Genomic DNA, 26,007 nt, shown 5'->3' on the forward strand with positions numbered 1-26,007 from the left:
TACATATGGTGATAAGATGAGTAGAAGAAAAAGTAAAACGGTAAAGGAGTAATCCAAAATGGATGATACAAAAAAACAGCTTGCAGATGCGGTAAATGATATAAAGAATTTAATCGACTCATTCGGTTCAACGTTAGAGAACATTGAGAAGAGGTTAGCAAGACTTGAAAAGGTAGACAGCATTGAACACCGAGTGGCTGTTAACCAAATAGACCTTTCGGATATAAAGGAGTCGCTTCAGAGGATTGAAGAAAGGCAGACCGATGAAATTTTGAAGGCAGTGAAGGAAATCAGAGAAGCAACAGGTACTGCGGGCAGGGAGGAAATCAAACACATTAACAGAAGACTTGATTCCCATCTCGTAAAACTCGCAAAAGCCGAAGAAGATTTAATTATATTGAAAAACAACAGATCATGAATGATTTAATAAGATTTATACATTTAAAAAAATGTTGATTTTTTACTACGTTGATTGAAGCGGAGGGCACCAACTCCTCGAAAATTGTGAATTATGCTATCGCATAATTCCTGCGTGGCCAATTCACGGAAGCTTTCCTTGTGCTATCGCATTTTCTTCGTGCAAAGCTAATTCGATGATGCTGGTTTGTCCTGCGGGATGCGGCGGCAAGGTGGAGACCCCGCAGGCGCCAAAGCGCCGAGGAGGCTCCACTGCCCCCCCGCGGAAAGTGTGTGCCTCGTGACAGGCAAAAACCGCCTGTCTCTACGATGCTATTTCATGGAAGCATTCCTTTGCGCAGCGGAAATCAACAGCCAAATTTTAATTGAAAATATAAAAATCAGGCACTTCCTAAAACAAATAGGAAGTGCCTTTTCTGATTTAAGATAATATTCCGGGATTCGAAAGCGGAACCTGTTTCAATGATGGCTCGGCATTTTCGGCCTTTTTCATCACTTCAACATACCGAATATGGTGTTCTTCCATTTCAATAATTTTAAAGGAAAACGCACCATGATGGATGATATCGCCTTCCCGGGCCTCGAAGTTTTCAGTCAATATCCAGCCGCCAATCGTATCAACGTCCTCTTCCAGGAGGTCCAGGCCGAGCAGATCATTCACTTCACTGACAAGTACCTTTGAATCAATGATGAAGTGTTCATCTTTGACTTTCCTGATCATTGGAACTTCATCCATGTCAAATTCATCCCTGATATCCCCGACAATTTCTTCGAGGATATCCTCGGCTGTCACCAAGCCGGACGTACCTCCATACTCATCCATCAGGATGGCCATATGGATCCGTTCCTTCTGCATTTTCACAAGCAAATCGTGGATAGGAATTGTATCGATAACACGGATAATTGGGCGGGTATACTGAACAATTGTTTTTGCGGTTATTTTTTCTGTACCGATTAAGTCTGTCAAAATTTCCTTAATATTGATTTGCCCAATGATGTGGTCTTTATCCCCATCAATAACCGGATAACGGGTGAATTTTTCTTCTTTAATGACCGTTAGGACATTTTCAAGCGTATCGTCTTTGGACAGGGAAACGATTTCTGTCCGGGGCACCATGATTTCCTTGGCAATCCGGTTGTCAAATTCAAAAATTTTGTTCACATACTTAAACTCTGATTGGTTTATTTCACCACTTTTATAGCTTTCAGACAGAATGATCCGAAGTTCTTCTTCAGTATGGGCCAATTCGTTCTCTGTCGCAGGTTTTAAGCCGAAAAATCTAACAATCATCTGCGCGGAACCGTTTAATGCCCAAATGAACGGATACATCAGCTTATAAAAGAAGATAAGTGGTTTTGACGTTAAAAGGGTAATTGTTTCTGCCTTTTGAATGGCCACTGTTTTAGGGGCGAGTTCACCGACAACGACGTGCAGGAACGTAATGACTCCAAAGGCAACCGTAAACGTAAGAATTTTTGAAACGCCCGCTGAGATGTTCAACAATTGCAATGCAGGCTCTAGAATCCTTTCCATTGTAGGCTCGGCTATCCAGCCCAGGGCAAGCGCGGTAACTGTGATACCTAGCTGGCATGCTGAAAGATATTCATCCAAATTCATAATTACTCTTTTTGCGGCAACCGCACTGGAACTTCCTTCTTCGATCAACTGATCAATCCTTGAGCTTCTCACCCTGATAATCGCAAATTCCGATGCGACAAAAAAGGCTGTCAAAGCAATAAAAATGGCTATTAAAACCAAGTTTAATATGTCCAATAAATTTCCTTATCCCGCGGTATGCGGGTAAAGGAGTCACCTCCTGGTAATTTCAAAATCAACTCGTCAGTTCCTTTAGTGATTGCAAAAGTGCCGAACATTCCTGATTGAGGTTCCTCGATACAGAGTCCCTCTTTTGTGCATCCAGTTTCCGGATAAGAGGCAAAAGAGCAGTTAAATCGTCCTGCAGCTGCTTCATTTGCTGGGCAACCGAATAAGCCTGTTCACAAACTTCCGATTCGCGAATTATTCCCGCCTTCTTGATTTCTAGCTTTCTCCTAATCTCTTCAAGGGGAAAGTGCATGCTTTTACATTCTTCGATATATTTTAAATCACTGAGTGCTTCATCATCATAAAGACGGTAGTTGGAGCGGGTTCTTTCAGCGTTCAAAAGACCGATGGACGTATAGTAATCAATGGTTCTCTTGGAAACCCCGGCTCTCACTGCTAATTCGCCAATTCGATAGATAACCCCATCATACCACCTCGACAAGTAAAATTAAGATAATTATAATGGAAAACAAACTGTACAGTCAAACGTGGCAGTTAGATCATAATGTAATCTAGTTTATGCGAAAATGGCCTTCTTATGATGCAAAACCGGCATTATATAACGAAAAACGAATCCACCTTCTATAATTTTCTGTTCCAGTCCCTGGCCAGCATTCCATACACAATCAAATCATGTGGCTTATTGTATAAAAATTCCCCATCCCTGATTCTCCCTTCGATCGTAAACCCCAGACGCTCAGGTATGGCGCGGCTTTTACTATTGCCTTCCCCGCATCGGATTTCAACTCGGTTCAATCCAAGATCGATAAATGCGTAATTCAGGAGAGCCTGGACTGAGCGAGTCATGATCCCGTTACCTTCCGCATTTTTTGCCAAATAATAGCCAATGGACGTATGCTTGTTTCTCCAGTCAATATAGTGGAAACCTATTGCGCCGACCAGCTCTCTGTGATATAAAATACCAGTGTTGAAGCCATTATTATCGGCAAATTGTTTCAGCCACATAGGAATAATTGTTTCATACTGATAATGGCTTGACATATCATCCACCCAAGGAAGCCAATCCCGTAAATGGTTCCGATTTGTATTAACTAAATGGTATAACCGTTTGCAATCTTGTAATTGAAATAATTGCAATTCTATTTCCGCGTCAACTTTAAATGTAAACATCAACAATCCCCCCTATTGTTGGTTGAAAAGAAAATGAATAAAAACTTGCCAGTTTGTCTTGCGTGTTTTACGGGTATTTAAAATCAAATTCTGTTGCATTAAATCGAATGCTGTAAAATAGAAAAAAATCTGTTCGGTTTAATGGATGTACAGAAGAGTTTAGTCTATTTTATGAAATTAGCCAATATGGAAAAACAGGAGGTATGGATATGAAGCTGACAACAAAGATTATCATTGCGCTATTGGCAGGTGCGATTACAGGATTATTACTAAACTTATACGCAATGGATGTATTTAATATCTTGGATAAATTTTTATTCAACCCGGCTGGTAAGATATTTATCAGCCTGATTACAATGCTAGTTGTGCCACTCGTTTTATTTTCAATCATCCTTGGTGTCGCCGGACTTGGAGACCCGAAAAAGCTTGGAAGGATGGGCATTAAGACAATCGCTTACTTCCTGGTGACAACTGCCCTCGCGATTGTCATCGGCCTGATTTTGGCGTTGTCAATCAAGCCTGGAAAGCTCGGTCATTTCGATACGAAATCCGCTGAATTCAGTGCTGAAAAAGCCCCGCCGGTCAGTGAAACGCTGTTGAATATCATCCCGACAAACCCAATTGACGCGCTGGCGAGCGGGAATATGCTTCAAGTCATTGTATTTGCTATTTTTGTTGGACTTGCGCTTACCGCCCTCGGTGAAAGAACAAAAGGATTTTACAATGTCATTGAACAGGGCAATGAAATTATGATGTATTTAGTGAATATCGTAATGAAATTCGCTCCATATGGTACATTCGGATTAATTGCGTCCGCTATTGGAAGCCAAGGGCTGAGTGCTATTAAGTCCATGGGAGTTTATATGATAGTTGTCCTGCTCGGACTGTTTATTCATGCATTCGTTACTTATGGGAGTGCTGTCTATTTCCTGGGGAACATGAGCCCGCTTAAATTTTTTAAAGGTTTTGCGCCAGCCATTGGTGTAGCTGTTAGTACTTCCAGCAGTAATGCTACTCTACCGGTATCCATGGAAACCGCGCGCAAAAATTTAAAGGTTCCCGAGCCTATTTCGAGTTTCGTCCAGCCGCTTGGAGCGACGATTAACATGGACGGTACAGCAATCATGCAGGGGGTTGCGACAGTATTTATCGCTCAAGTCTATAACATTGATTTAAGCTTGACACAAATTTTGACTGTCATTTTGACGGCTGTTCTCGCCAGTATTGGTACGGCGGGGGTTCCCGGCGTCGGACTGATCATGTTGGCTATGGTCCTGCAATCAGTTAATCTCCCGGTTGAAGGAATTGGACTCATCCTCGGGATAGACAGGCTGCTTGATATGGTAAGGACAGCTGTCAATATCACTGGTGACGCTTCCTGCGCCGTTGTAGTCGCTGAAGGGGAAAGGCGGCGTATGGATAGGGAAAAAGAGAGTGGGAAAAGAAACCTTTCAAAGCAAACTCCTTCCATCGTTCAAGAAAAATAAAGGCATAAAAAAACCCGTACTTTTTTTCGAAAAGTACGGGTTTTTGACTATTTTTTTTTATTTCTCTTGGGACTATCGTGTTCTGTTTCCCAAAAGGGTTCAACATGGATAATCGCATAGCGTACGCCATGCTTTTTCTTTAGTCCCTTTTCAATAGCCTCTGTAATTGCATGTCCCTCAATAATAGTTAGCTTTGGATCGACGAGGATGGTCGATTCAATTAAGGTCTGGTTGCCATGTGTCCTGGCTTTGATTTCTGTGACTCCTTTTACCCCGGCAGTCTGCTGTATCGTCTCTTTCAGTTCTGGAACTTTCGTGACATCGAAACCGTCTGTCAAGGCGTGTGATGCATCCCTGAATATCTCCCATGCAGTTCGGCAAATAATCAGTCCGACTACTACGGCGGCTAACTTATCGAGCCAGATGATTCCGATTCTTGCACCAAGAATCCCAACGAGTGCGCCAATGCTGACCAAGGCATCGGAACGGTTATCCTGGGCGACTGCGTAAATGGCGGCGCTGTCGATTTTTTTTGCCAGCCGCCTATTATAAGCATAAACACCTAGCATGACGACGGCCGAACCGAGTGCAGTCCAGGCTGTCAGCCAATTTGGAACCGGCCTTTCTCCAGAAAAAAAAGATTGCCCCGCATTGATCAGAACCTCAATGCCGACACCGAGCATAATAAATGCCGCAAACAGGGAAGCAATGGTTTCCGCCCTGTAGTGGCCGTAATGGTGATCTTTATCGGGTGGTTTCCGGGAAATTTTAAGCCCGATTAATACTGCAATGGAGGCAACAACATCGGTCATATTATTGAGGCCGTCTGCGGTTAATCCTTCTGAATTTCCATACCGGCCAACTGCCAGCTTACAGGAAGCAAGCAAGATGTAGGCAATAATGCTTACCCATGCGCCTGTTTCTCCTGCTTTCAATTGCTTGTCCCTTTCCATCTGCTGTCCCCCTGAGCGTTTGTCCGTATTTACCTTATCAAAAAAAGGAATCCGTAATCAACTTTACCATCTTAAAAAGGCAATACCCAAATGAACCTTATCAAAACAACAGGCCTGCGTTGCTTATTATTGTCAAAAAGCAGGGAGAATAGTATAATGTAAATGGATATCAATTGAATACTTCCACAAGGGGAGCTGTCTTGGCGGCTGAGAGTGAACGATAGGAGTTCTGACCCTTTGAACCTGTTAGTTAACGCTAGCGTAGGGATGTGGCATGCCATAATGGCAATACAGGACCCTTTTTAAGCGTTTTTGTATTGCTTTTTTATTTGGCCAAAACTGCCCGAAAGGCATACCCGATAGCGAAAGGAAGCTTTCAAACGGATACTCCGGAAAAGGATGGGATTACGCGGGAACTTCCGCACCTGTCCCGGACAAAAAGGGGGAGACGTTTTTATGGAACAAAAAAGAAAGACATTATTTTTGGTAGAGGTTGCCATTTTTTCTGCGCTGGCATTTTTATTGGACCTCGCGGCAAGCTTTTTTTCATTTAAAATTTGGCCGCAGGGTGGTTCATTATCAATTGCCATGGTGCCAATCTTTTTAATGGCATACAGATGGGGATTAAAAGGCGGGCTGCTGACAGGGTTTTTGCTAGGTCTGCTGCAGATAGCGCTTGGACAGGCGTATATCATCCATCCTGTACAAGGGGCACTTGATTACTTTGTTGCTTTTACAGTTGTTGGTTTTGCAGGGGTTTTTGTAGATTCTATTAGGAAAGCCAATGGAGAAGGGGAGCGCACCCGCTGGATGTCCCTAATCGTAGCAGGAATTTTTCTAGGGAGCGCCTTAAGGTTTATCGCACATTTTATTGGCGGTGTTGTTTTCTTTGCCGATTCGGCTCCGGCAGGAACACCAGCTGCCCTTTTTTCATTCTTGTATAATGGGTCGTATATGCTTCCGAATGCTATTTTATGCTCAATCATCGTCATCCTTGTCTTCAATGCATCACCAAGGCTGATTTCAAGCCCCAGCTAGGAATTGCTAAACCAATAAACTATAATAAAACCGTTAAAAAAGGAAAAGGGAACCCCCCTTTTCCTTTTTCACTCTTATGAAGCACCAATCACTAAAGGGTGAGTGTTTCGTTGATCAAGCTCAATCTCATTGCCGCGGGAATCGATGAATAATCGAGGAACCCGCTTGCCCACCATGCAGACCACTTCATAATTTATTGTACCGATTTTCTCAGCAATTTCATCTACAGACTGAAAAGCTGAACCGTCACGTCCAAAAATCGTTACCGTATCACCCGGCTGGCAACTTGAGATTTTTGTAACATTCAATATGGCCTGGTCCATGCACACACGGCCAACAAGCGGTGCGGATTGTTCATGTACAAGCAGATTTATCCGATTTGATAGAAGTCTGGAAAACCCATCCGCATATCCAATAGGCAAGATTGCCAGAATAGAATCCCGTGAAGTGGTCCATGTACATCCGTAGCCAACCGGCTGGGTAGCAGGGACTTCTTTAACCATTGAAATTTTTGTTTTCAGCGCCATCGCCGGTTTGAGTTGGATGGGGTGTTTTTTAAGTGTTGAATCGGGATATAATCCGTATAAGGCTATGCCGATGCGTACCATATCAAGGTGCATAGATGGATAGTTCATAGCCGCGGCGCTGTTGCAGCAATGCTGGAGTGGTATTTCGACGCCAGCCTCTTTTATGCCTTGGAGAACCCGCTGAAATCGCTCGAACTGAAGGTGAGTATAGGAGGCATCGGGACTGTCGGCATTTGCAAAGTGGGTAAAGATTCCTTCCAACCTGATATAGTTTGATGAGGCAGCCTTCAGGGCCATTTCCACTGCCTCTGTTTGTGAAACAACACCAAACCTCGACATTCCCGTATCAATTTTCAAATGGATGCCAGCTGTCATTTTCAACAGCTGTGCTTGAGTAATGATAGAATCAAGCATATCCATACTTGCAACTGACAGTGTGATTTGATTCATGATTGCCGTGCGGACCGATCTTTCGGGCGTGTAGCCAAGAATGAGCAAGGGATGGCTGATGCCAGCCTCTCTTAATTCCAGGGCTTCATCCAAAATGGCCACAGCCAAATAATCAGCCCCAGAAGCAATAGCAGCTTTTGATACCTCTACTGCTCCATGGCCGTAACCATCCGCTTTTACGACGGCCATTAGTTTCACTCTCTGGCCAATGAATTTTCGGAATTGATGGAGATTACCTCTCACTGCATTCAATGAAACTTCTGCCCATGTATCTCTGAAACTGTCGAACTTCACTCAAAATCCCCCTTTTAAAAACTGCCCCTCATTTCCATTGAGGGGCAGCTTCCTTTTGAGCTATACCGTGTGTATGTTTAAAAATATAAATCCAGACTTAGAGAAATGGGATTGGCTAAATAGATTGAACTTGAATTTAATACAAGCTAGGTTCTAAAGCTGGTTGATTGGAACGGAAGGCGCGAAGACTCCTGCGGGATGCAGCGGCAAGGTGGAGACCCCGCAGGCGCCAAAGCGCCGAGGAGGCTCCACTGACGCCCCGCGGAAAGCGAAGCGCCTGGAGTGGAAATCAACCGTATTAAATTGAAGCCAGTTCTTTTTCAAGGGCAGTTTCTACCGGCATATAAGTGTAGCCAAGATCCCTTGCCACTACTTCATAAGTCACTTCACCATTTGCTGTATTTACGCCAAGCTTTAAGTGAGGATTATCCACAATCGCTTTACATACCCCTTTATTGGCAATTTGCAGCGCATATGGAACCGTTACATTTGTAAGAGCGATTGTCGAAGTGCGTGGAACAGCACCAGGCATATTCGCAACCGAATAATGGACCACATCGTGCTTTAAGTAAATTGGGTTGTCATGGGTTGTTACATGATCGCTTGTCTCGAAAATGCCGCCCTGATCGATGGCAACATCTACAATAACAGCGCCAGGCTTCATGTTTTTGACCATTTCCTCTGTAACAAGCTTCGGTGCTTTCGCTCCTGGAATAAGGACAGCGCCAATGACTAAGTCCGCTTCTGCGACAGCTTCGGCAATATTAAATGGATTAGACATAAGTGTTTTAATTTGGGCGCCAAAAATATCATCAAGCTGGCGTAGACGGTCTGCATTCAAATCAATGATTGTGACATCTGCTCCTAGACCGACAGCCATTTTTGCCGCGTTCGTCCCGACAATCCCGCCACCGATAATTGTGACCTTGCCGCGGTTTACCCCGGGAACTCCGGAAAGGAGGATGCCAAGGCCGCCATTCGTTTTTTGAAGGAATTGCGCGCCAATTTGAGCAGCCATCCTTCCGGCTACCTCACTCATTGGTGTAAGCAATGGCAGAGTCCGGTTTACCTCGACTGTCTCATAAGCAATGGCGGTTACGCCTTTTTCTGTCAGCGCTTTTGCCAAAGCAGGCTCAGCAGCTAAGTGCAGATAAGTAAACAGGATCAGCCCTGGGCGAAAATAACCATACTCGCTTTCTAGAGGCTCTTTTACTTTCATGATCATATCAGCGTGTGACCACACATCGGAAGCGCTTTCAATTATCTGCGCGCCAGCTTCCTCGTACGCTTCATTCAAAAACCCGCTGCCTAGCCCGGCATCCTTTTCAATCAATACTTTATGGCCTGAGGTTGTGAAAGAAACGACTCCTGCCGGGGTTAACGCTATCCGGTTTTCATTGTTTTTAATTTCTTTTGGAACACCAATAATCATTGTTGTTACCTCCCCTTTGTCATCACCATTTATTTGGTATGAAATTAGTATAAATTGGATTGGCTATTAATTCATTGGTAAGAATAAAAAAAGAAAAGCCGTCCTTTTGTGGATTTCCACAAAAGGACGGACAATTAGAATTTTGCCAGTTTCAAGTCCAAGTAAAGGAGCATCTTCTGATTCGGGTCCTTAAAGTTTATTTGCGCGATTTCCGAAATCCGCTTGAGCCTGTAGTTTAACGTATTCGCATGTATATTCAATGCTCTGGCTGCATCGTTTACATTGGCGTCCTTTGTTAAAAACTCCTCAAGTGTTTCTACAAGGTTAGTATTGTTTTTTTTATCGTATTTTTCCAGCTTGGTTATGGAAGGATTTTCATAACCTGTATGTTTGCGGCTTTCCATGATAATATCCATTAATTGATAGATTCCGAGTTTCTGATAACTATGGATTTTTCCTGTTTCAAAAGGAAATTTTTCTTTAATTGATAAAACAGCGAGCGCTTCCTTGTAGGCCTTTTCTGTATTCCGGTAATCATCATATGGGGAACTGAAGGCTGGACAAATTGAAACCCTCTCGTCTATATGGCTGGCGAGCTTGCCGGCAAAAGAACCATAAAATCTTCCTGCAATATCCGATTGGTGATTGTCCTGGTTCGTCGCAATAAGCAAAATGAGCAAATGGCAGTCAATCGTATGAAGAAGAGGTTTTATATCAGAATAAGTATGCAGCAAGTAAGAAATTCTTTTTTCTTCCCTGCTTGTAATATTCCTGCCAAAATCAAATGCCGCAATCACGAAAGGAGTCGTTGAGTTTAATTGAAGCAGTTTACAGTTTTCACTAATTTCCTCTTCTTCCTTCAAATGTCCCGTAAGAAGCTTCCAAAAAAACTCCTGCTTTCTGTCTTCTTTTTTATTTTTCCGGATTTGAAGCTGCAGCAATTTGCTTTTCGCAGCTTCAGCGGCACTTTTTAATAGACGCATGTCCTCATCGCCCAATGTTTTGCCAACCTCAAGCGCCCAAATAAAACCTAGCAGCTCTTCCTGATTTCTAATGGAAATCGCTACGCGGTCACCAAGGCCAATTTCGTGATTACAGCTGACGCGGACAGGATCAGACGTTTTAAGCAGGGAAGGGATTGTACCGTCTTTCCAAAGCTGATTGACTACTTTCTCTGGGACTCTCCGGCTGATTATCGTTGAAATTCGTGCGGAGTCTGTCTGTTCGTCATGGCTGCTGTAGGCGATCAGACGGTGATTTGCATCTTCAATTGTGACTGGGCATTGAATTGCAATGCTGATTGTTTCTGCAAATTCTTCCAGGCTGTCAAAAGTAGTCTTAAACATATCTTTTACAAGTACGGTCATTAAAGCTACCTCCCAAAGCCCGCCTCTCAGCAGGCCTATTGTTGTTGATTTACACAATTCTATTAGTCTATTTTTTGATTTTTCCACAAGATATCTGTTTTTTGAACATGGTACAATCGTTTCAAGAAATACCCAAATGCATTGAAAGCGCTGTCATATTAACAAGGGGAAGGGGATAAAAACCATTTAACCAGAATTTTTTTATTGCAAATTTTAAAAATTGACTGTATAAAAAGAATTATATCAAAACGAACATGCCGTTTGGTCCTAGGATTAAGTCTATTTTTTTACGATTTTAAAAATAGAAATGGGAGAAATGAATTTGGCCAAGCTTTGGTTTGTGATTTCCTTTATGGGGGTAAAGGAAGCCGGAAATCAGGCAATGGCTAAAAACAGGGGGATAAAGCATGAGCAAATCAACACAGGGCAACACACTGCATCGAGGGCTTGAAGAAAGACATATCACATTAATGTCTCTTGGTGCAGCAATTGGGGTAGGATTGTTTTTAGGTTCCGCAACAGCAATTAAAATGGCAGGCCCGGGGATATTGTTTGGTTATGCATTTGCAGGAATGATTATGTTCTTTATTATGAGGGCGCTCGGGGAGATGGCGATCCAAAAGCCGGTCGCCGGCTCTTTCAGCCAATATGCAAGGGATTATCTCGGCCCTCTTGCCGGATACATTACCGGTTGGAATTACTGGTTTCTCTGGGTCGTTACATGCATGGCTGAAATTACAGCTGTCGGCGTCTATATGGAATTCTGGTTCCCGGATGTAAAAAGGTGGATTTGGGCCCTTGCAGCCCTTGTCATCATGGCATCGATTAATTTTCTTGCGGTCAAAGCCTATGGTGAACTTGAATTTTGGTTCGCATTAATTAAAATCGTCACGATTATTTTGATGATTGTCGCTGGAGTGGGCATGATCGCTTTTGGAATTGGCAATGGGGGTATTGCGACCGGTATCAGCAATCTTTGGAACGATGGGGGACTATTCCCGAATGGAATAAAAGGAGTGCTCTTTTCCTTACAAATGGTTTTATTCGCCTACCTGGGAATTGAAATGATCGGGGTGACTGCGGGAGAAGTTAAAAATCCTGAAAAATCGCTTTCCCGTGCCATTGATACTGTGTTTTGGCGAATCCTTATCTTCTATGTCGGTGCGCTGTTCGTGATTATGTCCATCTATCCTTGGTCAGAAATTGGGACGAAGGGAAGTCCATTTGTATTAACGTTTGAACAGATTGGCATCCCAGCTGCTGCGGGGATTATCAACTTTGTCGTCCTTACTGCCGCCCTTTCATCCTGTAATAGCGGAATTTTCAGCACAGCGAGGATGCTATTTAATCTGGCGGGCCATGGAGAGGCACCTAAAAAGTTTGGGAATGTGACAAAATCAGGCGTACCGGGACTGGCGGTTATTGCATCTGCGGCTGTCCTGCTAGTGGGGGTTGTCCTCAACTACCTTGTACCCGAAAGAGTTTTTATGATCGTTACGAGTGTAGCCACTTTCGGAGCGATTTGGACATGGGGAGTTATCTTGCTGTCACAGCTGAAATATAGAAAAAGCCTTAATGCAAAAGAGGTTGCTGTATTAAAATATAAGCTTCCGCTTTATCCATTTTCTTCTTATATCGCGCTTGCATTCCTTGCGTTTGTAGTTGCGCTGATGGCTTACAGCGCGGATACAAGGATTGCGGTCATTGTTGGGCCGATATGGCTTGTTCTATTAACTGCCGTATACTTTTTCAAGGGCTTCCATAAACGGGGCGCCCAACCGAAAGATGGTAATGAGGACCTCATCTCGGAAGAAAGAGCCGGTTAATTTTAAATTAATATGATTCGAAAAATGACAGCTGCCGGGGATTTCCTCCGGCGGTTTTTATTTTGCCAAAAGCCGCCATTGAACTTGTAGACTATGTTTAACACAATAGTCACAATCACTACTACAAAAACCTATTAAATGGATGTTAAAATTAATTTATAAGAAAGAGAATCATTCTCATTTAGGGTTTGAAAACGAGTACAATTTGAAAATGAACGTTAAGGATGATGAATATGCTGGCTCAATTGAAACCGGGTGAAAAAGCGACAATTAAAGACATTTCCCTTGTTGACGGCCTTGTCCAAAGGAGGCTCCTCGATCTTGGCATAACGGAAGGCAGTGAGATATGCGTGAAGTGCAAATTGCCTTTCGGTGGACCGATAATGATTGAATCGTGCGGGCAGTGTGTAGGAATACGGCAGAAGGAAGCGAAATGCATCGAACTGGAGAGGGTTTAAATGGAAATTGCGTTAATCGGCAATCCTAATACCGGAAAAACATCATTGTTTAATCATCTGACAGGTTCATATGAGTATGTGGGCAATTGGAGCGGGGTGACTGTTGAAAAAAAAGTAGGTGTTTTTCGGAATAAACAGGGCCGTCTCATCGATTTGCCGGGTATTTATACGTTGAATCCTTTATCAAAGGATGAGGGAGTTGTCACGAAATTTTTCCTTGAGGGACCGGTTGACCGTCTCCTGAACATTCTTGACGCTTCCCAAATTGAACGGAACCTTCATCTAACCCTCCAGCTTGTTGAATTCGGAAAGCCAACCTTGATTGGCCTTAATATGATTGATGTGGCAAACAGCCGAGGCATACATGTTGATGCTGAAAAGCTGTCCGGGCTCCTTGGTATCCCGGTCGTTCCTGTTATCGCCCGCAGCGGAAAAGGTTGTGATACATTACAAGATGTCGCTGTCACAAGCCATGCGCTGCCGCCTAAGAAAAATCTTGTCTATTATGGACTTGAGATTGAAGAGGCTGTGAGTGAAATAGCGGAGGCAGTTGAAGGGAAAACCCCTCATTCAGCAAGATGGCTTGCCTTGCAGCTATTTGAAGGAAATCAATATGTTGATGGCTATTTGAAAGAAATCGTAAACCCCGAAAAAATACAGGCAATTGTTGCTGGTCTTGAAGCCAAGTTAAAGGAAAAGGGAACGAAGGCTGCGCTTCCCCATCTTATTTTTGTAAAAAGAAAGACTGTTATTGACAGCATAGCTGCTGAGGCTGTGCGGAAAAAGGAAGAAGTCGTTCCTCTTTCCGAGAGAATCGACTCGATTGTGACAAACCGGTTCCTTGGTATGCCGATCTTCCTGCTGTTAATGTACGTGATGTTCATGCTGACGTTTGATTGGCTGGGCTCGCCGCTGTCGGATATGCTGGATGCGTTCATTACAGGCCCGATTGCTTCCTGGGCGGATGCGGGGCTGAATGCAGCGGGAGCTTCCGGATTCATCCATGATTTAATTAATCAAGGGTTAATTGCCGGGGTTGGCGGCGTCCTAGTATTTGTACCGCAGATTTTCATCTTGTTCTTCTTTATTTCATTGCTTGAGGATTCTGGCTATATGGCGCGCGTCGCCCTCGTGATGGACAGAATTATGGAATCAGTGGGGCTGAATGGAAAAGCCTTCATTCCGATGATGATTGGATTCGGCTGCAATGTGCCTGGAATTATGGCTGCGAGGACAATTGAAACCCCGCGGGAGAGGCTCCTAACAATCCTGATGACTCCGCTCATGTCATGTTCGGCAAGGTTGCCGGTTTATGCTTTATTCGTCGGCGCTTTCTTCTCAGCCCACAGTGCTAGTATCGTACTCAGTTTGTATATCATTGGCATTGTTGTTGCCCTCATGTTGGCAAAATTATTTTCGAAAACAATCCTTAAGTCGGAAGCATCGCTATTTGTGATTGAACTTCCACCCTATCGGCTTCCGCAATTCCAGGCACTTTGGAGAAGCACATGGGACAAAGGGAAAGGGTTTATTAAAAAAGCCGGGACATTCATTTTCGCGGGATCTGTGGCGATTTGGCTCTTGTCTTATGTAGGGCCTGGAGGAATCAAGGTGGAGATGGATGACAGCTTCCTGGCTGCCATCGGCGGGCTGATCGCCCCGATTTTTGAACCGATTGGCTTTGGAACATGGCAGGCGGGGGCTTCCCTCCTGACTGGATTTCTCGCCAAAGAAGCAATTGTTTCCTCTATGAATATCATTTATTTTGCCCCAACGGAAGCACAGCTTCAGGGCTTGATGACCGCCTACTTTACGCCATTGGCGGCTTATAGCTTCATTACCTTTATTCTGCTTTATATTCCATGTCTTGCGACAGTCGCCACGATTTATAAAGAAACTGGTTCGAAAAAGTGGACGGCGTTCTCAATGGGCTATGCATTTGTCATTGCGTATCTTCTGTGCCTTGTCATTTACCAGGGCGGAAAATTGCTCGGGCTTGTTTAAATGTCTAGTTCCAGCGCCTAGCGCCTAGTGTACTTCGGTCCCCTCGCTACGATAAGTCAACATCGATTCGCCTCGGCTCATCGTGTTTCCTTTATCTCCATCGGGGCCCTCCAGTCCATACGGCGCTGACCACAAAGGGAAGCTTCCTAGAATCATCATCGCAGGGGCAGGCGGTTTTTTGCCTGTCACGAGGCGCTTACACTTTTCTTAAAAGAGGAGGAATTGCTATGGTTGTGAATATTGTCATCGGCGGAGCCATTTTCGGTTATGCGGGCTGGGCGCTTGTCCGTTTCATTAATCGGTCAAAGAAGGGCAAGTGTGCGGCATGCTCAATATCTGATTCCTGTTCCAGTGGTACGTGCGGACCTTCCGAAAAGTAAACAAATCGTTTCATTGAATATTTTTTCAAAAACTGCTGAATCCTAACAGCAGTTTTTGTTTATGATGGACGGACAGCTTTTCTTTTCGGGAATAATTGTGTAAAATTACACTTAAGAAACATGAAGGAAGGTTTTTCTGTGACTAGGGACGAAATTATTGAAAAAGTTTCCGAAAAACTTCGGCTCATCCGGACCGAAGCTGGATATACCCAGGATAAGATGGCCGATATCATTGGTGTTTCAAAAAAGACTCTCGTCCAGATTGAAAAGGGCAGGGTGCTGGCAGGTTGGTCAACAGTAGTAACGGTATGCGCGTTGTTTCGCGAAACAGAAACCGTCCAGTTCCTGTTTGGGAATGAACCGCTTGAAGTGCTGGAAACAGTAGCGAGGGAAGGAATCGACTACCGGCGCGGAAAGACTTTTGGCGGGAAAATCTGGTGGAGAGAAGTCAGACGGAAGAATGGGTATATTATGCAGCAGAATATATTAAGCAAGCATTTTCGAATCGTCGATGAGGAGCATTACCGGATTTACAGTTCATTTGATGAAGTGACAGCCCGGCATCGTTTTGCTGAACTGGCTGAAGGAAAATAAGCCGGAGTGCTGTACCGGCTTATTTTGCAATCAACACATGGCAAGGGGCGAGGCGGGCGACTTTTTCGGTGTTATTTCCCAGCAAAAACCCTTTAATCCCCCCTTTTCCCGAACTGCCGACAATAATTAAATTGGCATTCACTTCGTCAGCGTAGGCGCATATGCTATCGGCGGGATCACCCTCAAGGACCTGAAAGCTCGTATTTACCGACCCCAGCTGCCTTTGTGCTTCAAAAAAGATTTGATCGACGCTGTTTGTAATGAGCGCCTGTGTAGAAGGCTCCGTCTGATTGAAGCCGAGTGCAGCCGGAGGAGTCGGCATCCCTTCAATCATATAACCTTGCAGGGAAAGCGGAGTCTCACCCGCGAGATCAACTCTTCGCGTTTCAATCTTTTCATCATAAACGTTCACAACAGTAAGCTGTGTTTGCTGCTGGTCCTTTGCTAAAGAAGCAGCAAGCTGAAGAGCTTTATCACTGCCCTCGCTTCCATCATAAGCTAAAATAATTTTCCTGAATTGTTTGGACATACGCTGCCCTCCTTTGCTCAGTTTAAGTAAATTGTCTTAACATTCTGTATACTATCTTTTACCCTTTAATCGGATTGATATTCAATAAGTTTTTAACTTTTTAAAAGAACTGTTTATACCCCCATAAACGGTGAAGGGGATTACGAAGTTTTTGGCAAAAGGGAAAATGAGGTGATTTGCATTGTCTACCCATATCCATCCCATTATTAGGAAATGCCTGCAACATCTCGATATCATCGAAGCGGATGATAAGGTAAAGCAAATTGTGTACATGTATATGGAATCCCTTCACAAGGAATTGAATGGCCAACAGGCTGAAGAAAGTGAACATGCCGGACTATATGACTAAAAAAGCAGACGAGAAAATCGGATGCTTTTTATTTTTTGGTATGGATTCCTGAAATAACATCAACGACTGTGGGTGTAGAGTTTTCCTTAGGAGGGTACATGATAAGGAAACGAACAACATGGCAGGAAATAGCAACTGTGCGTTTTATACAGGAGGACGTTATGAGAAAGATATTATTCAGCGGAATCATAGAAAATTGGAAGAAGTGGCACATGAACCAGATTATCATCCTATCGCTATCTACACTGGTTCTCGGCCTGCTGGGCTCCTTTTTCTTCTTTTCGAAAGATGCCGATATTTCTACATTGAAGAATGAATTGAACCAGGCAACCGTCATTTACGATGTGCAAGGTGAGGTAGCCAGCAAGGTAACCGCAAATAAAAGTGAAGGAACGCCCATAAGCGAAATTCCGGATGATATGAAGAATGCTGTTGTCGCCATTGAGGACCATCGATTTTATGAACATAATGGGGTTGATTTGATTGGAATTTCAAGAGCTTTTTTCCGAAATGTAACGGCCGGCGGAGTTGTTGAGGGAGGCAGTACGATTACACAACAGCTTACAAAGAACGCGATTCTGGATGCAGAGAAAACATATAGCCGGAAGATGAAGGAGGTTATGCTTGCCAGGGAGATTGAGAAGGAATATTCAAAGGATGACATTTTGCAAATGTATTTGAATACGATCTATTTCGGGGATGGTGCATGGGGGATCAACCGTGCGTCGAAAAAGTATTTTGGCAAGGAAGTGAAGAATCTGTCATTGAGTGAATCCGCGCTTCTCGCCGGGCTGATTAAGGCTCCGTCCGCTCTGAATCCTTACAAGCACTTGGATAAAGCGGTAAAGCGGCGGAATGTTGTGTTAGCCATGATGGAAGAGCATGGATTTATCTCAAAAGAGCAGGCAGATAAAGCGAGGGAAGAAAAAGTCGTTCTTGTCGATAAAAGTGAGGATCCCTTTACTGGCAAATATCCGTATTATGTCGATGCGGTTCTTGAAGAAGCAATTAAACAATATGGATTTACCCAGGATGAGCTGCTGACTGGCGGATATCAAATTTATACAGAGCTCGACCCGAATATGCAGGGGGCTGTGGAAGCAACGTATAAAAATGATTCGCTGTTCCCTGATGGAAATGAGCGTCCAGTTCAGAGCGGGGCAGTTTTGATTGATGCAAAATCAGGCGGGATTAGGGCTCTTATTGGGGGGCGCGGTGAGCATGTTTTCCGCGGCTATAACCGAGCAACTCAGTTAAAGGCACAGCCAGGTTCTTCCATTAAGCCGATTGCGACTTATACTCCCGCCCTTGAAGAAGGCTGGGAGATCACCGATATGGTCAAGGATGAAAGAATGAAGTTCGGCAATTATGAACCGAATAATTATAACGGCCAGTTTTCAGGAGATATTCCGATGTATGAAGCCTTAAAGGATTCAAAAAATATTCCGGCTGTCTGGCTTTTAAGCGAACTTGGAATAGAAAAAGGGCTGGATTCAATCAAGCAATTTGGACTTCCCCTTGATGAGGAAGATAGGAACCTGGCAGTCGCGCTTGGCGGGCTCCATACCGGGGTTTCACCGAAACAAATGGCGGAGGCGTTTTCTGTTTTTGCCAATAGGGGTGAAAAAATGGATGCCCATACAATCATCAGGATTGAAGACCCTTCTGGCAACATCGTCGCTGAACGGAAAGCGCAGAAAACGAAAGTGACGACTCCTGAAGTGGCCGATAAAATGAATACGATGCTGCTTGGGGTTGTCGACCATGGAACCGGAAAGGGCGCACGGATTGAAGACAGGGAAGTTGCCGGAAAAACAGGCTCCACGCAAGTCGATATCCCGGGCATCAAAGGTGTGAAGGACCAGTGGTTTGTCGGCTATACCCCTGATTACGTCGGGGCTGTCTGGGTCGGCTACGATAAAACTGATGAAAAACATTATTTAACGACAACAAGTGGTGAAGGGGCAGCCTTAATATTTAAAAGCTTCATGACTCAGGCACTTGAGGGGACGAAGCCTGCCAGCTTCAATGTCCAGCATATAGATGAGTTAATTGAACAAAGGAAGCGGGAAGAGGAAGCCAAGGAACGAAAGAAATTTTGGAATGAACTAAATGAAGGAGCGAAAAAGTGGGAGGAGCGGGCCAAAAAAGAGCGGGAAAAGTGGGAAAAGAAACTTAAGAAAGAAGAGAAGAAAAAAGAGAAGGATAGAGAGAAGGAAAAGAAAAAGAAGAAGAAGGATGATGACTAAAAGACAGGCGGGCGGATTGCCCGCCTGTTCATTTTGGCAAAAGGAGGAAATAAAAAACAGGGCCTCAGCCCTGTCCTTAAAACTTAGGCAGTATATAGTTGATCAGGAACCAAAGGACGCCGAAAAAGATAATCAAGTATGCGGCGTATTTGATGAAAGTACTGCCGACACGGGAGCTATCGGAATGCTTTTCTTTCCTGACTTCCACATTTCGTCTTTCTTCCATTTGTTTACACCTCTTTTCATTTTATTATCCTAACCAGTTGATCAGCAAGTAAATGACGACGATTGCCCCAATTAATGTAAGGATGCCTCTAATCATCTTCGCACCACCTAAATCTGGAATGTTTCAGTGTTGTTGAGAAATCGTTTTTTGCTTTTTTGCAAAATAGAAAATTCGGAAGTGCAGATGTTCTGTATTTCGTCGAGATGCCTCTGGACATTTTCACCTTCGGCAATGATCTTCAAAGCTGTACCTGTCTCGACTGTGAGTAGGAACGAGACTAGTTTCGGCAGATTCGCGGCATCAACCGTCCTATTTTTGCAATATAGATAAGTAGAGCCGTTGAACTGCTTGGCCGCTTGGAAAATATCGAGCATTCTTTTCATATGGAATTTATTTAGGATAATCACATTTGCAGACATTATTTCTTTCATCTTGTTATTCTCCTTTTCTATTAGTCTTAGCGCTGTATTGTGTTACTTATTTACCCGTGCTCCAGAAACCCAAACCTCGTTCCCCCCTGTTAGTCATGGGTCTAATGGCGGGGAAGGATGGGTTGTTTGCCACATTCTGCTTATGTTGGGTATAGTAAAAATATAGTGCTGTACCAAATTGTAATCTTAATTGGAAAGGGGAATGCAGATGCTGACCTTGATTAAGAATGGCGAAATATATGCACCACATTACCTTGGAAAGAAGGATTTATTGGTCATTGATCAAAAAATCGGCTGTATTTCTGAAAAAATTGACGTTCCTGATGGAAATTTTGCACAAGTAAACGTTGTGGATGCTGAGGGAAAATACGTTGTCCCCGGGTTCATTGATGGGCATGTACATATTACCGGCGGCGGTGGAGAGGGCAGCTATAGGACACGGACGCCTGAACTTCAGCTGACTGATGCGACTCTGGCAGGAGTCACCACCGTTATCGGTGTGCTTGGGACAGACGGGACAACCAGAACAATGACGAATCTGATCGCCAAAGCGCGCGCCCTTGATGAAGAAGGGATTACTTGCTACATTCATACAGGTTCTTATCAAGTCCCTGTAAAGACCCTTACTGGCAAAATTGAGGATGATATCATCCTTGTCGACAAAATTATTGGAGCGGGGGAAGTTGCGATTGCGGACCACCGGTCATCCCAGCCGACTGCGGAGGAAATGGCAAAAATCGCTTCCGCGGCGAGAATTGGCGGGCTTTTGTCAGGAAAAGCGGGGATCGTCAACGTCCACGTCGGTGACAGCTATGATCACCTCAAGGTTCTTGAGGAGGTCGTTGAAAAAACTGATATCCCGATCAGACAATTCCAGCCGACGCATATGAACCGGAATCAGCATTTATTCGAGGAAGGAATCCGCTTTGCGAAAAAAGGCGGCTATATTGATTTTACGACGAGTTCATCACCGAAGTTTTTTGATGAGGGAGAAGTAAAATGCTCGACAGGGTTGAGGAGAATGCTCGACCAGCATATTGATATTTCCCAAATTACGTTCACTTCCGACGGACAGGCAAGCCTGCCGGATTTCGATGAATTCGGAGAACTTCTTGGACTTAAAATTGGCCGCGTCTCGACCCTTTATGACGAGGTACGCGACGCTATCATGCAGGAAGGAGTTCCAATTGAAGTCGCCCTCCGGGTCATTACCCAAAACCCCGCAGCCATACTGAAGCTGAACAGAAAAGGCATGATCACCGAAGGCCGCGACGCCGACCTCGTCTTCCTCGACAAAGAAGACCTCACCATCAAAGACGTCTTCGCCATGGGCCATAAGATGGTCGAAAACGGCCAGGCAATCGTAAAAGGAACATTTTCATGACGCAGGGGACGGTTCCACTGCTTCATTCGGGACCCGAATGAAGCGCTGGAACCGTCCCTTTGCTTCTCTTTGCCCGAAATGGGGTGTTTTTCGCTTTTTCGGGTTTTAGGAGGGGTTCTCTAAGCCCGAAGTGGGGCTTTATTCTCTTGTTTGGGTTTAGAGAGGGGTTCTCTGTGCCCGAAGTGGGGATAGATTCGCTTATATGGGTTTAGAGTTGGGTTCTCGAAGCCCGTTTCGAGTATTTTTCACTCAAACGGTCTTAGAGACGGCTTCTCAACGACTGTAGCGAAGACTTTCCAGGAAAACGGTCTTTGAGACGCGTACCTTAAACCAGCCGAGCAAATCAGCAGATCGCCATCTTATTCAGAAAATAGAATTTTGTCTAAAATTTTAAATTGACAAAGCGCGAGCACCAGTGGTACCCTTACAAGGTATAATAAGGAAAAAACAAAATGGGAAAAGGAGGTGCGCATCATGCTCAGGATTGTTGGAAATTCATATACAGCTGAATATGATTGGAAGTGCACCCTGCCCCTGTTTCCGCTTGTTGCCGCCTCATAGGTTTAGGCACAGCAAGGCAGGCTGGTTGCGTTTCCAAAAGGTGCGCAACATGGTTTGTCTCTTAATCTTAATGACCGTTCCGGGACATATCGCATTGCTGCGGTATGTCCTTTTTGGTGTTTTCCTGACACTCATTGACATGGCGGGGTTTGTTTAACAAAGGGGAGTTGATACAAGCATGTTTTCTGTTTTGAAAAAGTTAAGCTGGTTTTTTAAAGAAAATTGGAGGCGGTATACGGTTTCAATCGTTCTACTCGCAATTGCCGGGCTGATTGACATTCTGCCGCCAAAACTGATTGGGATGGAGATTGATGATATTCGGACCGGAGTGATGGCAAAAGGACTCATTCTGCGCTATATGCTGATTCTGTCTTCCATAACAGTCGTTTCCTATCTGGTTACGTACATTTGGCACTACAAGCTATTCGGCGGTGCATACCTCGTTGAACGGAAGCTGAGGAGCCGTTTTATGGGCCATTTGCTGAAGATGGCGCCGCCCTTTTTTGAAAAAAACAGGACCGGCGATTTGATGGCCCGGGCAACGAACGATATTAAGGCAATTTCGATGACAGCAGGATTTGGGATTTTGACCCTTGCGGATTCGACCATTTGGATGCTGACCATCTTGTTAACCATGGGAATAACAATCAGCTGGAAGCTCACCTTCGTCGCTATCCTTCCGCTCCCTGTGATGGCTGTCCTGATGAATCTCTACGGCAAAAAAATCCATGGAAGTTTTATGAAGGCCCAGGATGCATTTGGTGATTTAAATGACCGGGTTCTTGAATCAATCGCAGGCGTGCGGGTCATCCGCTCGTATGTCCAGGAAGAAAATGAAAAGAAAACCTTCCACGAACTGACGGAAGGGCTTTTTGCAAAAAATCTTGCCGTAGCAAAAGTAGACTCGCTTTTTCAGCCGACGATTAAAATCCTCGTCGGAGTCAGTTATATGATTGGGCTTGGTTACGGGGCAAAATTGGTTTTCAGCCAGCAAATCACGCTGGGGGAACTTGTTTCCTTTAATGTGTATCTTGGGATGCTCATCTGGCCGATGTTTGCCGTTGGCGAAATGATCAACATCATGCAACGCGGCAATGCTTCTCTGGATAGGGTACAGGAAATCCTATCCTATAAGCAAGATGTCAGAAACATTGCGCAGCCAGTTGCAGTTGATTCACCGGACAGCATTGAATTTAAAGATGTAGCGTTCCGCTATCCGAGTTCAAAACACGATAATTTGTCGGAAATCAATGTGGAGCTAAAGCAGGGTGAAACGCTAGGCATCGTCGGTAAGACCGGCAGCGGCAAAACAACATTCATTAAACAGCTTTTGCGTGAATATCCGGCAGGCACAGGAAAGCTTGCGATTTCAGATGTCCCGATAGAAGAACAGCCGCTTGAGGAAGTGCGCAGCTGGATTGGCTATGTTCCGCAAGACCATGTTCTTTTCTCGAGGAGCATCCGTGAAAATATTCTATTTGGTAACCGCGAGGCCGGAGAAGAAGAGCTGCAGAGGGCAATCGATTCTGCCGCATTCCGAAAAGATTTGGGCAATCTTCCAGAAGGGCTTAAAACGCTTGTTGGAGAGAAAGGCGTGGCATTATCGGGCGGGCAAAAACAGAGGATTTCTATTGCCCGCGCTTTAATTAAAGATCCAGAAATCCTGATCCTGGACGATTCGCTATCAGCCGTCGATGCGAAGACGGAACAAAAAATCATCGAAAATATCCGCACAGATCGTGCTGGCAAAACAACGGTCATTACCACTCACAGGATGTCGGCTGTCATGCATGCAGACAGAATCATTGTCCTTGAAGATGGAAAAATCGTTGAACAGGGAACACACGAACAACTGATGGCCAAGGGCGGCTGGTACAAGGAACAATTCGAACGCCAGCAGGCGGAAATAGCGGTAGAGGAGGGGGTGTCCATATGACGACAGGCAAAAGATTAGTTCAATATGCACTCCAGTTTAAAATGATCATCCTGGCGGCCTTGGCGATGCTCACCATCTCCGCCGCCGCAGACCTGACAGGGCCATTCATAGCCAAACGGGTCATTGATGTCCATATACTCGGGATTGAGTCAACATGGCATGAAACAGGAAAAGGGAAGGAGGCTGTCGAATTCGACGGTCGCTATTATAAGCGTGACCGCTATTTTGCAAGCGGGGAGGAAAAAGGGAAGCAGGTCCGTATTCTCCAGGCAGGGACCAAGTTTGTCCTAGTGGAGGAGCCGGTTAAAACGGACGGGAAGCGAAGCTATGAAAATGGCACCCTAACGATTGCCAAAAACGGGGCAGCTGACACTTATCCGGCCACGCTACTTTCCGCTGGTGATGTGATCAAGTTTTCGGAGCCTGAATTGCCTAAGATTATTAAATTGCTTGGCATTTATCTTGGCCTACTCGTCGTATCGGGCTTCTTCCAGTATTGGCAGCGCTATATGCTGCAAAAATCCGCCAACAGGATTATCCAGAAAATGCGCGAGGATGTTTTCAGCCATATTCAAAAACTTCCGGTCCGCTTTTTTGACAATTTGCCGGCCGGAAAAGTCGTCGCCAGGATTACGAACGATACGGAGGCAATCCGCGAACTGTATGTGACCGTGCTTTCAACGTTTTTTACGAGTACTATTTATATTACCGGCATTTACATCGCGCTGTTTATCCTTAGCCCGAAAATGGCGGCAATCTGCCTTCTGCTGCTGCCAATTCTGTATGCATGGATTCTCATTTACCGAAAGTTCGCGTCAAAGTACAACCATAAAATCAGGTCGCGCAACAGTGAGATTAACGCGATGGTCAATGAGTCCATCCAAGGCATGAACGTCATCCAGGCGTTCGGCAGGGAGAAGGAAACGAAGGATGATTTTGAAAAGCTGAACATCGATCATTTCAAAAATCAAAATAGGTTATTAAATTTAAATTCGATGACTTCCCACAACCTTGTGAATGTGCTCCGGAATATTGTGTTTGTTGGATTCATCTGGTACTTCGGCGGTGAGGCTTTAAGTGCGTCAACGGCTATTTCGCTTGGGATGCTGTACGCATTTGTTGATTACATTAATAGGCTGTTTGAACCTGTCGTCGGCGTCGTCAACCAGCTGGCAAATCTGGAACAGGCACTGGTTGCAGGGGAGCGGGTTTTCACACTGATGGATGAACCGTTGGAGGAAGATAACGGGGCGGACTTGCCGGCTTACAATGGGAATGTCCGTTTCAATAACGTGTCTTTTGCCTATAAAGATGAGGAATGGGTGTTGAAGAATATCGATTTCGAAGCACGTCCAGGGGAAACGGTCGCACTCGTCGGCCACACCGGCTCTGGCAAAAGCTCGATCATGAATCTACTCTTCCGATTTTACGATTGCCAAAAAGGGTCGATCACTGTGGACGGTGTTGATATCAAAACAATTACACGGCACGCGCTCCGCCGCCAGATGGGCATTGTCCTTCAGGATCCGTACTTGTTCACCGGGACGATCGCCTCGAATGTCAGCCTTGGCGACCCTTCGATTTCAAGGGAGCGGGTTGAACAGGCGCTTCGAGATGTCGGTGCGGAGGCGATTTTCAAAAACCTTGAGAATGGCTATGACGATCCGGTGACGGAAAAGGGGGCGACGTTCTCAAGCGGGCAGCGCCAGCTCATTTCTTTTGCCCGCGCGCTCGCCTTTGATCCGGCGATTTTAATTCTGGATGAAGCCACGTCAAGCATTGACAGTGAGACGGAAGCCGTCATCCAGGAGGCGATGGAGGTTTTGAAAAAAGGGAGGACGACCTTCATCATCGCCCACAGGCTTTCAACCATCCGGAACGCCGACCAAATTCTCGTCCTCGACAAGGGGCAGATTGTTGAAAAAGGCAACCATGACGAATTAATGGAACAAAAAGGCCGCTACTACCAGATGTACCAGCTTCAGCTTGGGAAAGGGAATTTGGCGGGGTAAAGAAAAACGCTTGGAGATTTTGAACTGCCCCCTGTCAAGTAGACAGTGGAAATAATAAAAACAAGCTAAGCGGCTTTAGTCCTGTATTCCATGGGGCTAAGGCCGTTTAATCGTTTTTGGTATCGATTATGATTATAAAAGTGTATG

At 44.8% G+C, this 26,007-nt stretch carries 24 protein-coding genes and 1 riboswitch; of the genes, 13 read left to right on the top strand and 11 right to left on the bottom strand.

Going from position 1 to position 26,007, the window contains the following annotated elements:
- The first annotated feature begins 58 nt into the window (after positions 1-58).
- Positions 59-418: a hypothetical protein gene (locus D1B31_RS19890; RefSeq protein ID WP_118923710.1), complete on the top strand. Its 360-nt coding sequence runs from the start codon at positions 59-61 to the stop codon at positions 416-418.
- Between the two features lie 420 nt (positions 419-838).
- Here the strand turns inward: D1B31_RS19890 and D1B31_RS19895 are convergent, their stop codons facing one another.
- The 3 genes from D1B31_RS19895 to D1B31_RS19905 all read right to left on the bottom strand — a co-directional run bounded on the left by D1B31_RS19895 (position 839) and on the right by D1B31_RS19905 (position 3,373).
- Complete coding sequence (locus tag D1B31_RS19895) at positions 839-2,191, bottom strand: hemolysin family protein (protein ID WP_118923712.1); 1,353 nt, start codon at positions 2,189-2,191, stop codon at positions 839-841.
- 58 nt (positions 2,192-2,249) lie between these two features.
- Positions 2,250-2,684, bottom strand: coding sequence for a MerR family transcriptional regulator (locus D1B31_RS19900; protein WP_240035362.1), 435 nt, complete (start codon positions 2,682-2,684; stop codon positions 2,250-2,252).
- Between the two features lie 140 nt (positions 2,685-2,824).
- Complete coding sequence (locus D1B31_RS19905; RefSeq protein WP_118923714.1) at positions 2,825-3,373, bottom strand: GNAT family N-acetyltransferase; 549 nt, start codon at positions 3,371-3,373, stop codon at positions 2,825-2,827.
- A gap of 209 nt (positions 3,374-3,582) precedes the next feature.
- Between D1B31_RS19905 and D1B31_RS19910 the strand changes: the two genes are divergently transcribed.
- A complete protein-coding gene (locus tag D1B31_RS19910) occupies positions 3,583-4,860 on the top strand; it encodes a dicarboxylate/amino acid:cation symporter (protein WP_118923716.1) in 1,278 nt (425 codons plus the stop codon).
- A 47-nt stretch (positions 4,861-4,907) separates the two neighbouring features.
- Here D1B31_RS19910 and D1B31_RS19915 read toward each other — a convergent pair whose 3' ends face one another.
- Positions 4,908-5,813 carry a cation diffusion facilitator family transporter gene (locus tag D1B31_RS19915; protein ID WP_118923718.1) on the bottom strand — a complete coding sequence of 302 codons (906 nt, stop codon included), beginning with the start codon at positions 5,811-5,813 and terminating at the stop codon, positions 4,908-4,910.
- A gap of 178 nt (positions 5,814-5,991) precedes the next feature.
- Positions 5,992-6,098: riboswitch (TPP riboswitch) on the top strand.
- 171 nt (positions 6,099-6,269) lie between these two features.
- Between D1B31_RS19915 and thiT the strand changes: the two genes are divergently transcribed.
- Positions 6,270-6,851 carry an energy-coupled thiamine transporter ThiT gene (gene thiT / locus D1B31_RS19920; protein ID WP_118923720.1) on the top strand — a complete coding sequence of 194 codons (582 nt, stop codon included), beginning with the start codon at positions 6,270-6,272 and terminating at the stop codon, positions 6,849-6,851.
- Positions 6,852-6,925: 74 nt separating this feature from the next.
- Here thiT and alr read toward each other — a convergent pair whose 3' ends face one another.
- The 3 genes from alr to D1B31_RS19935 all read right to left on the bottom strand — a co-directional run bounded on the left by alr (position 6,926) and on the right by D1B31_RS19935 (position 10,921).
- Complete coding sequence (gene alr / locus D1B31_RS19925; RefSeq protein WP_118923722.1) at positions 6,926-8,122, bottom strand: alanine racemase; 1,197 nt, start codon at positions 8,120-8,122, stop codon at positions 6,926-6,928.
- 298 nt (positions 8,123-8,420) lie between these two features.
- A complete protein-coding gene (gene ald / locus D1B31_RS19930; RefSeq protein WP_118923724.1) occupies positions 8,421-9,554 on the bottom strand; it encodes an alanine dehydrogenase in 1,134 nt (377 codons plus the stop codon).
- A 134-nt stretch (positions 9,555-9,688) separates the two neighbouring features.
- The gene (locus D1B31_RS19935) at positions 9,689-10,921 is read right to left on the bottom strand and encodes a PucR family transcriptional regulator (RefSeq protein ID WP_118923726.1); all 1,233 of its coding nucleotides are present in this window, start codon (positions 10,919-10,921) and stop codon (positions 9,689-9,691) included.
- Positions 10,922-11,328: 407 nt separating this feature from the next.
- Here D1B31_RS19935 and D1B31_RS19940 point away from each other — a divergent pair, with 407 nt between their 5' ends.
- The 5 genes from D1B31_RS19940 to D1B31_RS19960 all read left to right on the top strand — a co-directional run bounded on the left by D1B31_RS19940 (position 11,329) and on the right by D1B31_RS19960 (position 16,183).
- Positions 11,329-12,747: an amino acid permease gene (locus D1B31_RS19940; protein ID WP_118923728.1), complete on the top strand. Its 1,419-nt coding sequence runs from the start codon at positions 11,329-11,331 to the stop codon at positions 12,745-12,747.
- Positions 12,748-12,974: 227 nt separating this feature from the next.
- The gene (locus D1B31_RS19945; protein WP_118923730.1) at positions 12,975-13,205 is read left to right on the top strand and encodes a FeoA family protein; all 231 of its coding nucleotides are present in this window, start codon (positions 12,975-12,977) and stop codon (positions 13,203-13,205) included.
- Positions 13,206-15,209: a ferrous iron transport protein B gene (feoB, locus tag D1B31_RS19950; protein ID WP_118923732.1), complete on the top strand. Its 2,004-nt coding sequence runs from the start codon at positions 13,206-13,208 to the stop codon at positions 15,207-15,209.
- A 227-nt stretch (positions 15,210-15,436) separates the two neighbouring features.
- Positions 15,437-15,589 (top strand): FeoB-associated Cys-rich membrane protein, encoded by a 153-nt coding sequence (locus tag D1B31_RS19955; protein WP_118923734.1) that lies wholly within the window; start codon positions 15,437-15,439, stop codon positions 15,587-15,589.
- A 138-nt stretch (positions 15,590-15,727) separates the two neighbouring features.
- Positions 15,728-16,183 (top strand): helix-turn-helix transcriptional regulator, encoded by a 456-nt coding sequence (locus tag D1B31_RS19960; protein ID WP_118923736.1) that lies wholly within the window; start codon positions 15,728-15,730, stop codon positions 16,181-16,183.
- A gap of 19 nt (positions 16,184-16,202) precedes the next feature.
- Here the strand turns inward: D1B31_RS19960 and D1B31_RS19965 are convergent, their stop codons facing one another.
- The gene (locus tag D1B31_RS19965) at positions 16,203-16,712 is read right to left on the bottom strand and encodes a universal stress protein (protein WP_118923738.1); all 510 of its coding nucleotides are present in this window, start codon (positions 16,710-16,712) and stop codon (positions 16,203-16,205) included.
- Positions 16,713-16,893: 181 nt separating this feature from the next.
- Between D1B31_RS19965 and D1B31_RS24465 the strand changes: the two genes are divergently transcribed.
- Positions 16,894-17,061, top strand: coding sequence for a hypothetical protein (locus D1B31_RS24465; protein ID WP_158587627.1), 168 nt, complete (start codon positions 16,894-16,896; stop codon positions 17,059-17,061).
- Positions 17,062-17,222: 161 nt separating this feature from the next.
- Positions 17,223-19,310, top strand: a complete 2,088-nt coding sequence (locus tag D1B31_RS19970; RefSeq protein WP_118923740.1) for a transglycosylase domain-containing protein — start codon at positions 17,223-17,225, stop codon at positions 19,308-19,310.
- A gap of 76 nt (positions 19,311-19,386) precedes the next feature.
- On the opposite strand, the gene D1B31_RS24665 is transcribed toward D1B31_RS19970, so the two are convergent.
- Together D1B31_RS24665 and D1B31_RS19975 are read right to left on the bottom strand one after the other, a co-directional pair.
- Complete coding sequence (locus D1B31_RS24665; RefSeq protein ID WP_192894810.1) at positions 19,387-19,536, bottom strand: hypothetical protein; 150 nt, start codon at positions 19,534-19,536, stop codon at positions 19,387-19,389.
- Between the two features lie 107 nt (positions 19,537-19,643).
- Positions 19,644-19,967 carry an HPr family phosphocarrier protein gene (locus tag D1B31_RS19975; RefSeq protein WP_118923742.1) on the bottom strand — a complete coding sequence of 108 codons (324 nt, stop codon included), beginning with the start codon at positions 19,965-19,967 and terminating at the stop codon, positions 19,644-19,646.
- 208 nt (positions 19,968-20,175) lie between these two features.
- Between D1B31_RS19975 and iadA the strand changes: the two genes are divergently transcribed.
- The 3 genes from iadA to D1B31_RS19990 all read left to right on the top strand — a co-directional run bounded on the left by iadA (position 20,176) and on the right by D1B31_RS19990 (position 25,860).
- Complete coding sequence (gene iadA, locus D1B31_RS19980; protein ID WP_118923744.1) at positions 20,176-21,351, top strand: beta-aspartyl-peptidase; 1,176 nt, start codon at positions 20,176-20,178, stop codon at positions 21,349-21,351.
- A gap of 739 nt (positions 21,352-22,090) precedes the next feature.
- Positions 22,091-23,848 carry an ABC transporter ATP-binding protein gene (locus D1B31_RS19985; protein WP_118923746.1) on the top strand — a complete coding sequence of 586 codons (1,758 nt, stop codon included), beginning with the start codon at positions 22,091-22,093 and terminating at the stop codon, positions 23,846-23,848.
- The gene (locus tag D1B31_RS19990) at positions 23,845-25,860 is read left to right on the top strand and encodes an ABC transporter ATP-binding protein (protein ID WP_118923748.1); all 2,016 of its coding nucleotides are present in this window, start codon (positions 23,845-23,847) and stop codon (positions 25,858-25,860) included. Before D1B31_RS19985 ends, D1B31_RS19990 begins: the two co-directional genes overlap by 4 nt.
- A 65-nt stretch (positions 25,861-25,925) precedes the next feature.
- On the opposite strand, the gene D1B31_RS25245 is transcribed toward D1B31_RS19990, so the two are convergent.
- Positions 25,926-26,007, bottom strand: an 82-nt coding sequence (locus tag D1B31_RS25245) for an IS3 family transposase (RefSeq protein ID WP_142922562.1), incomplete at its 5' end; no start/stop codon positions are given.

The sequence above is a fragment of the Neobacillus notoginsengisoli genome (genome assembly GCF_003515685.1).
GTDB classification, from domain to species: Bacteria; Bacillota; Bacilli; order Bacillales; family Cytobacillaceae; genus Bacillus_D; species Bacillus_D notoginsengisoli.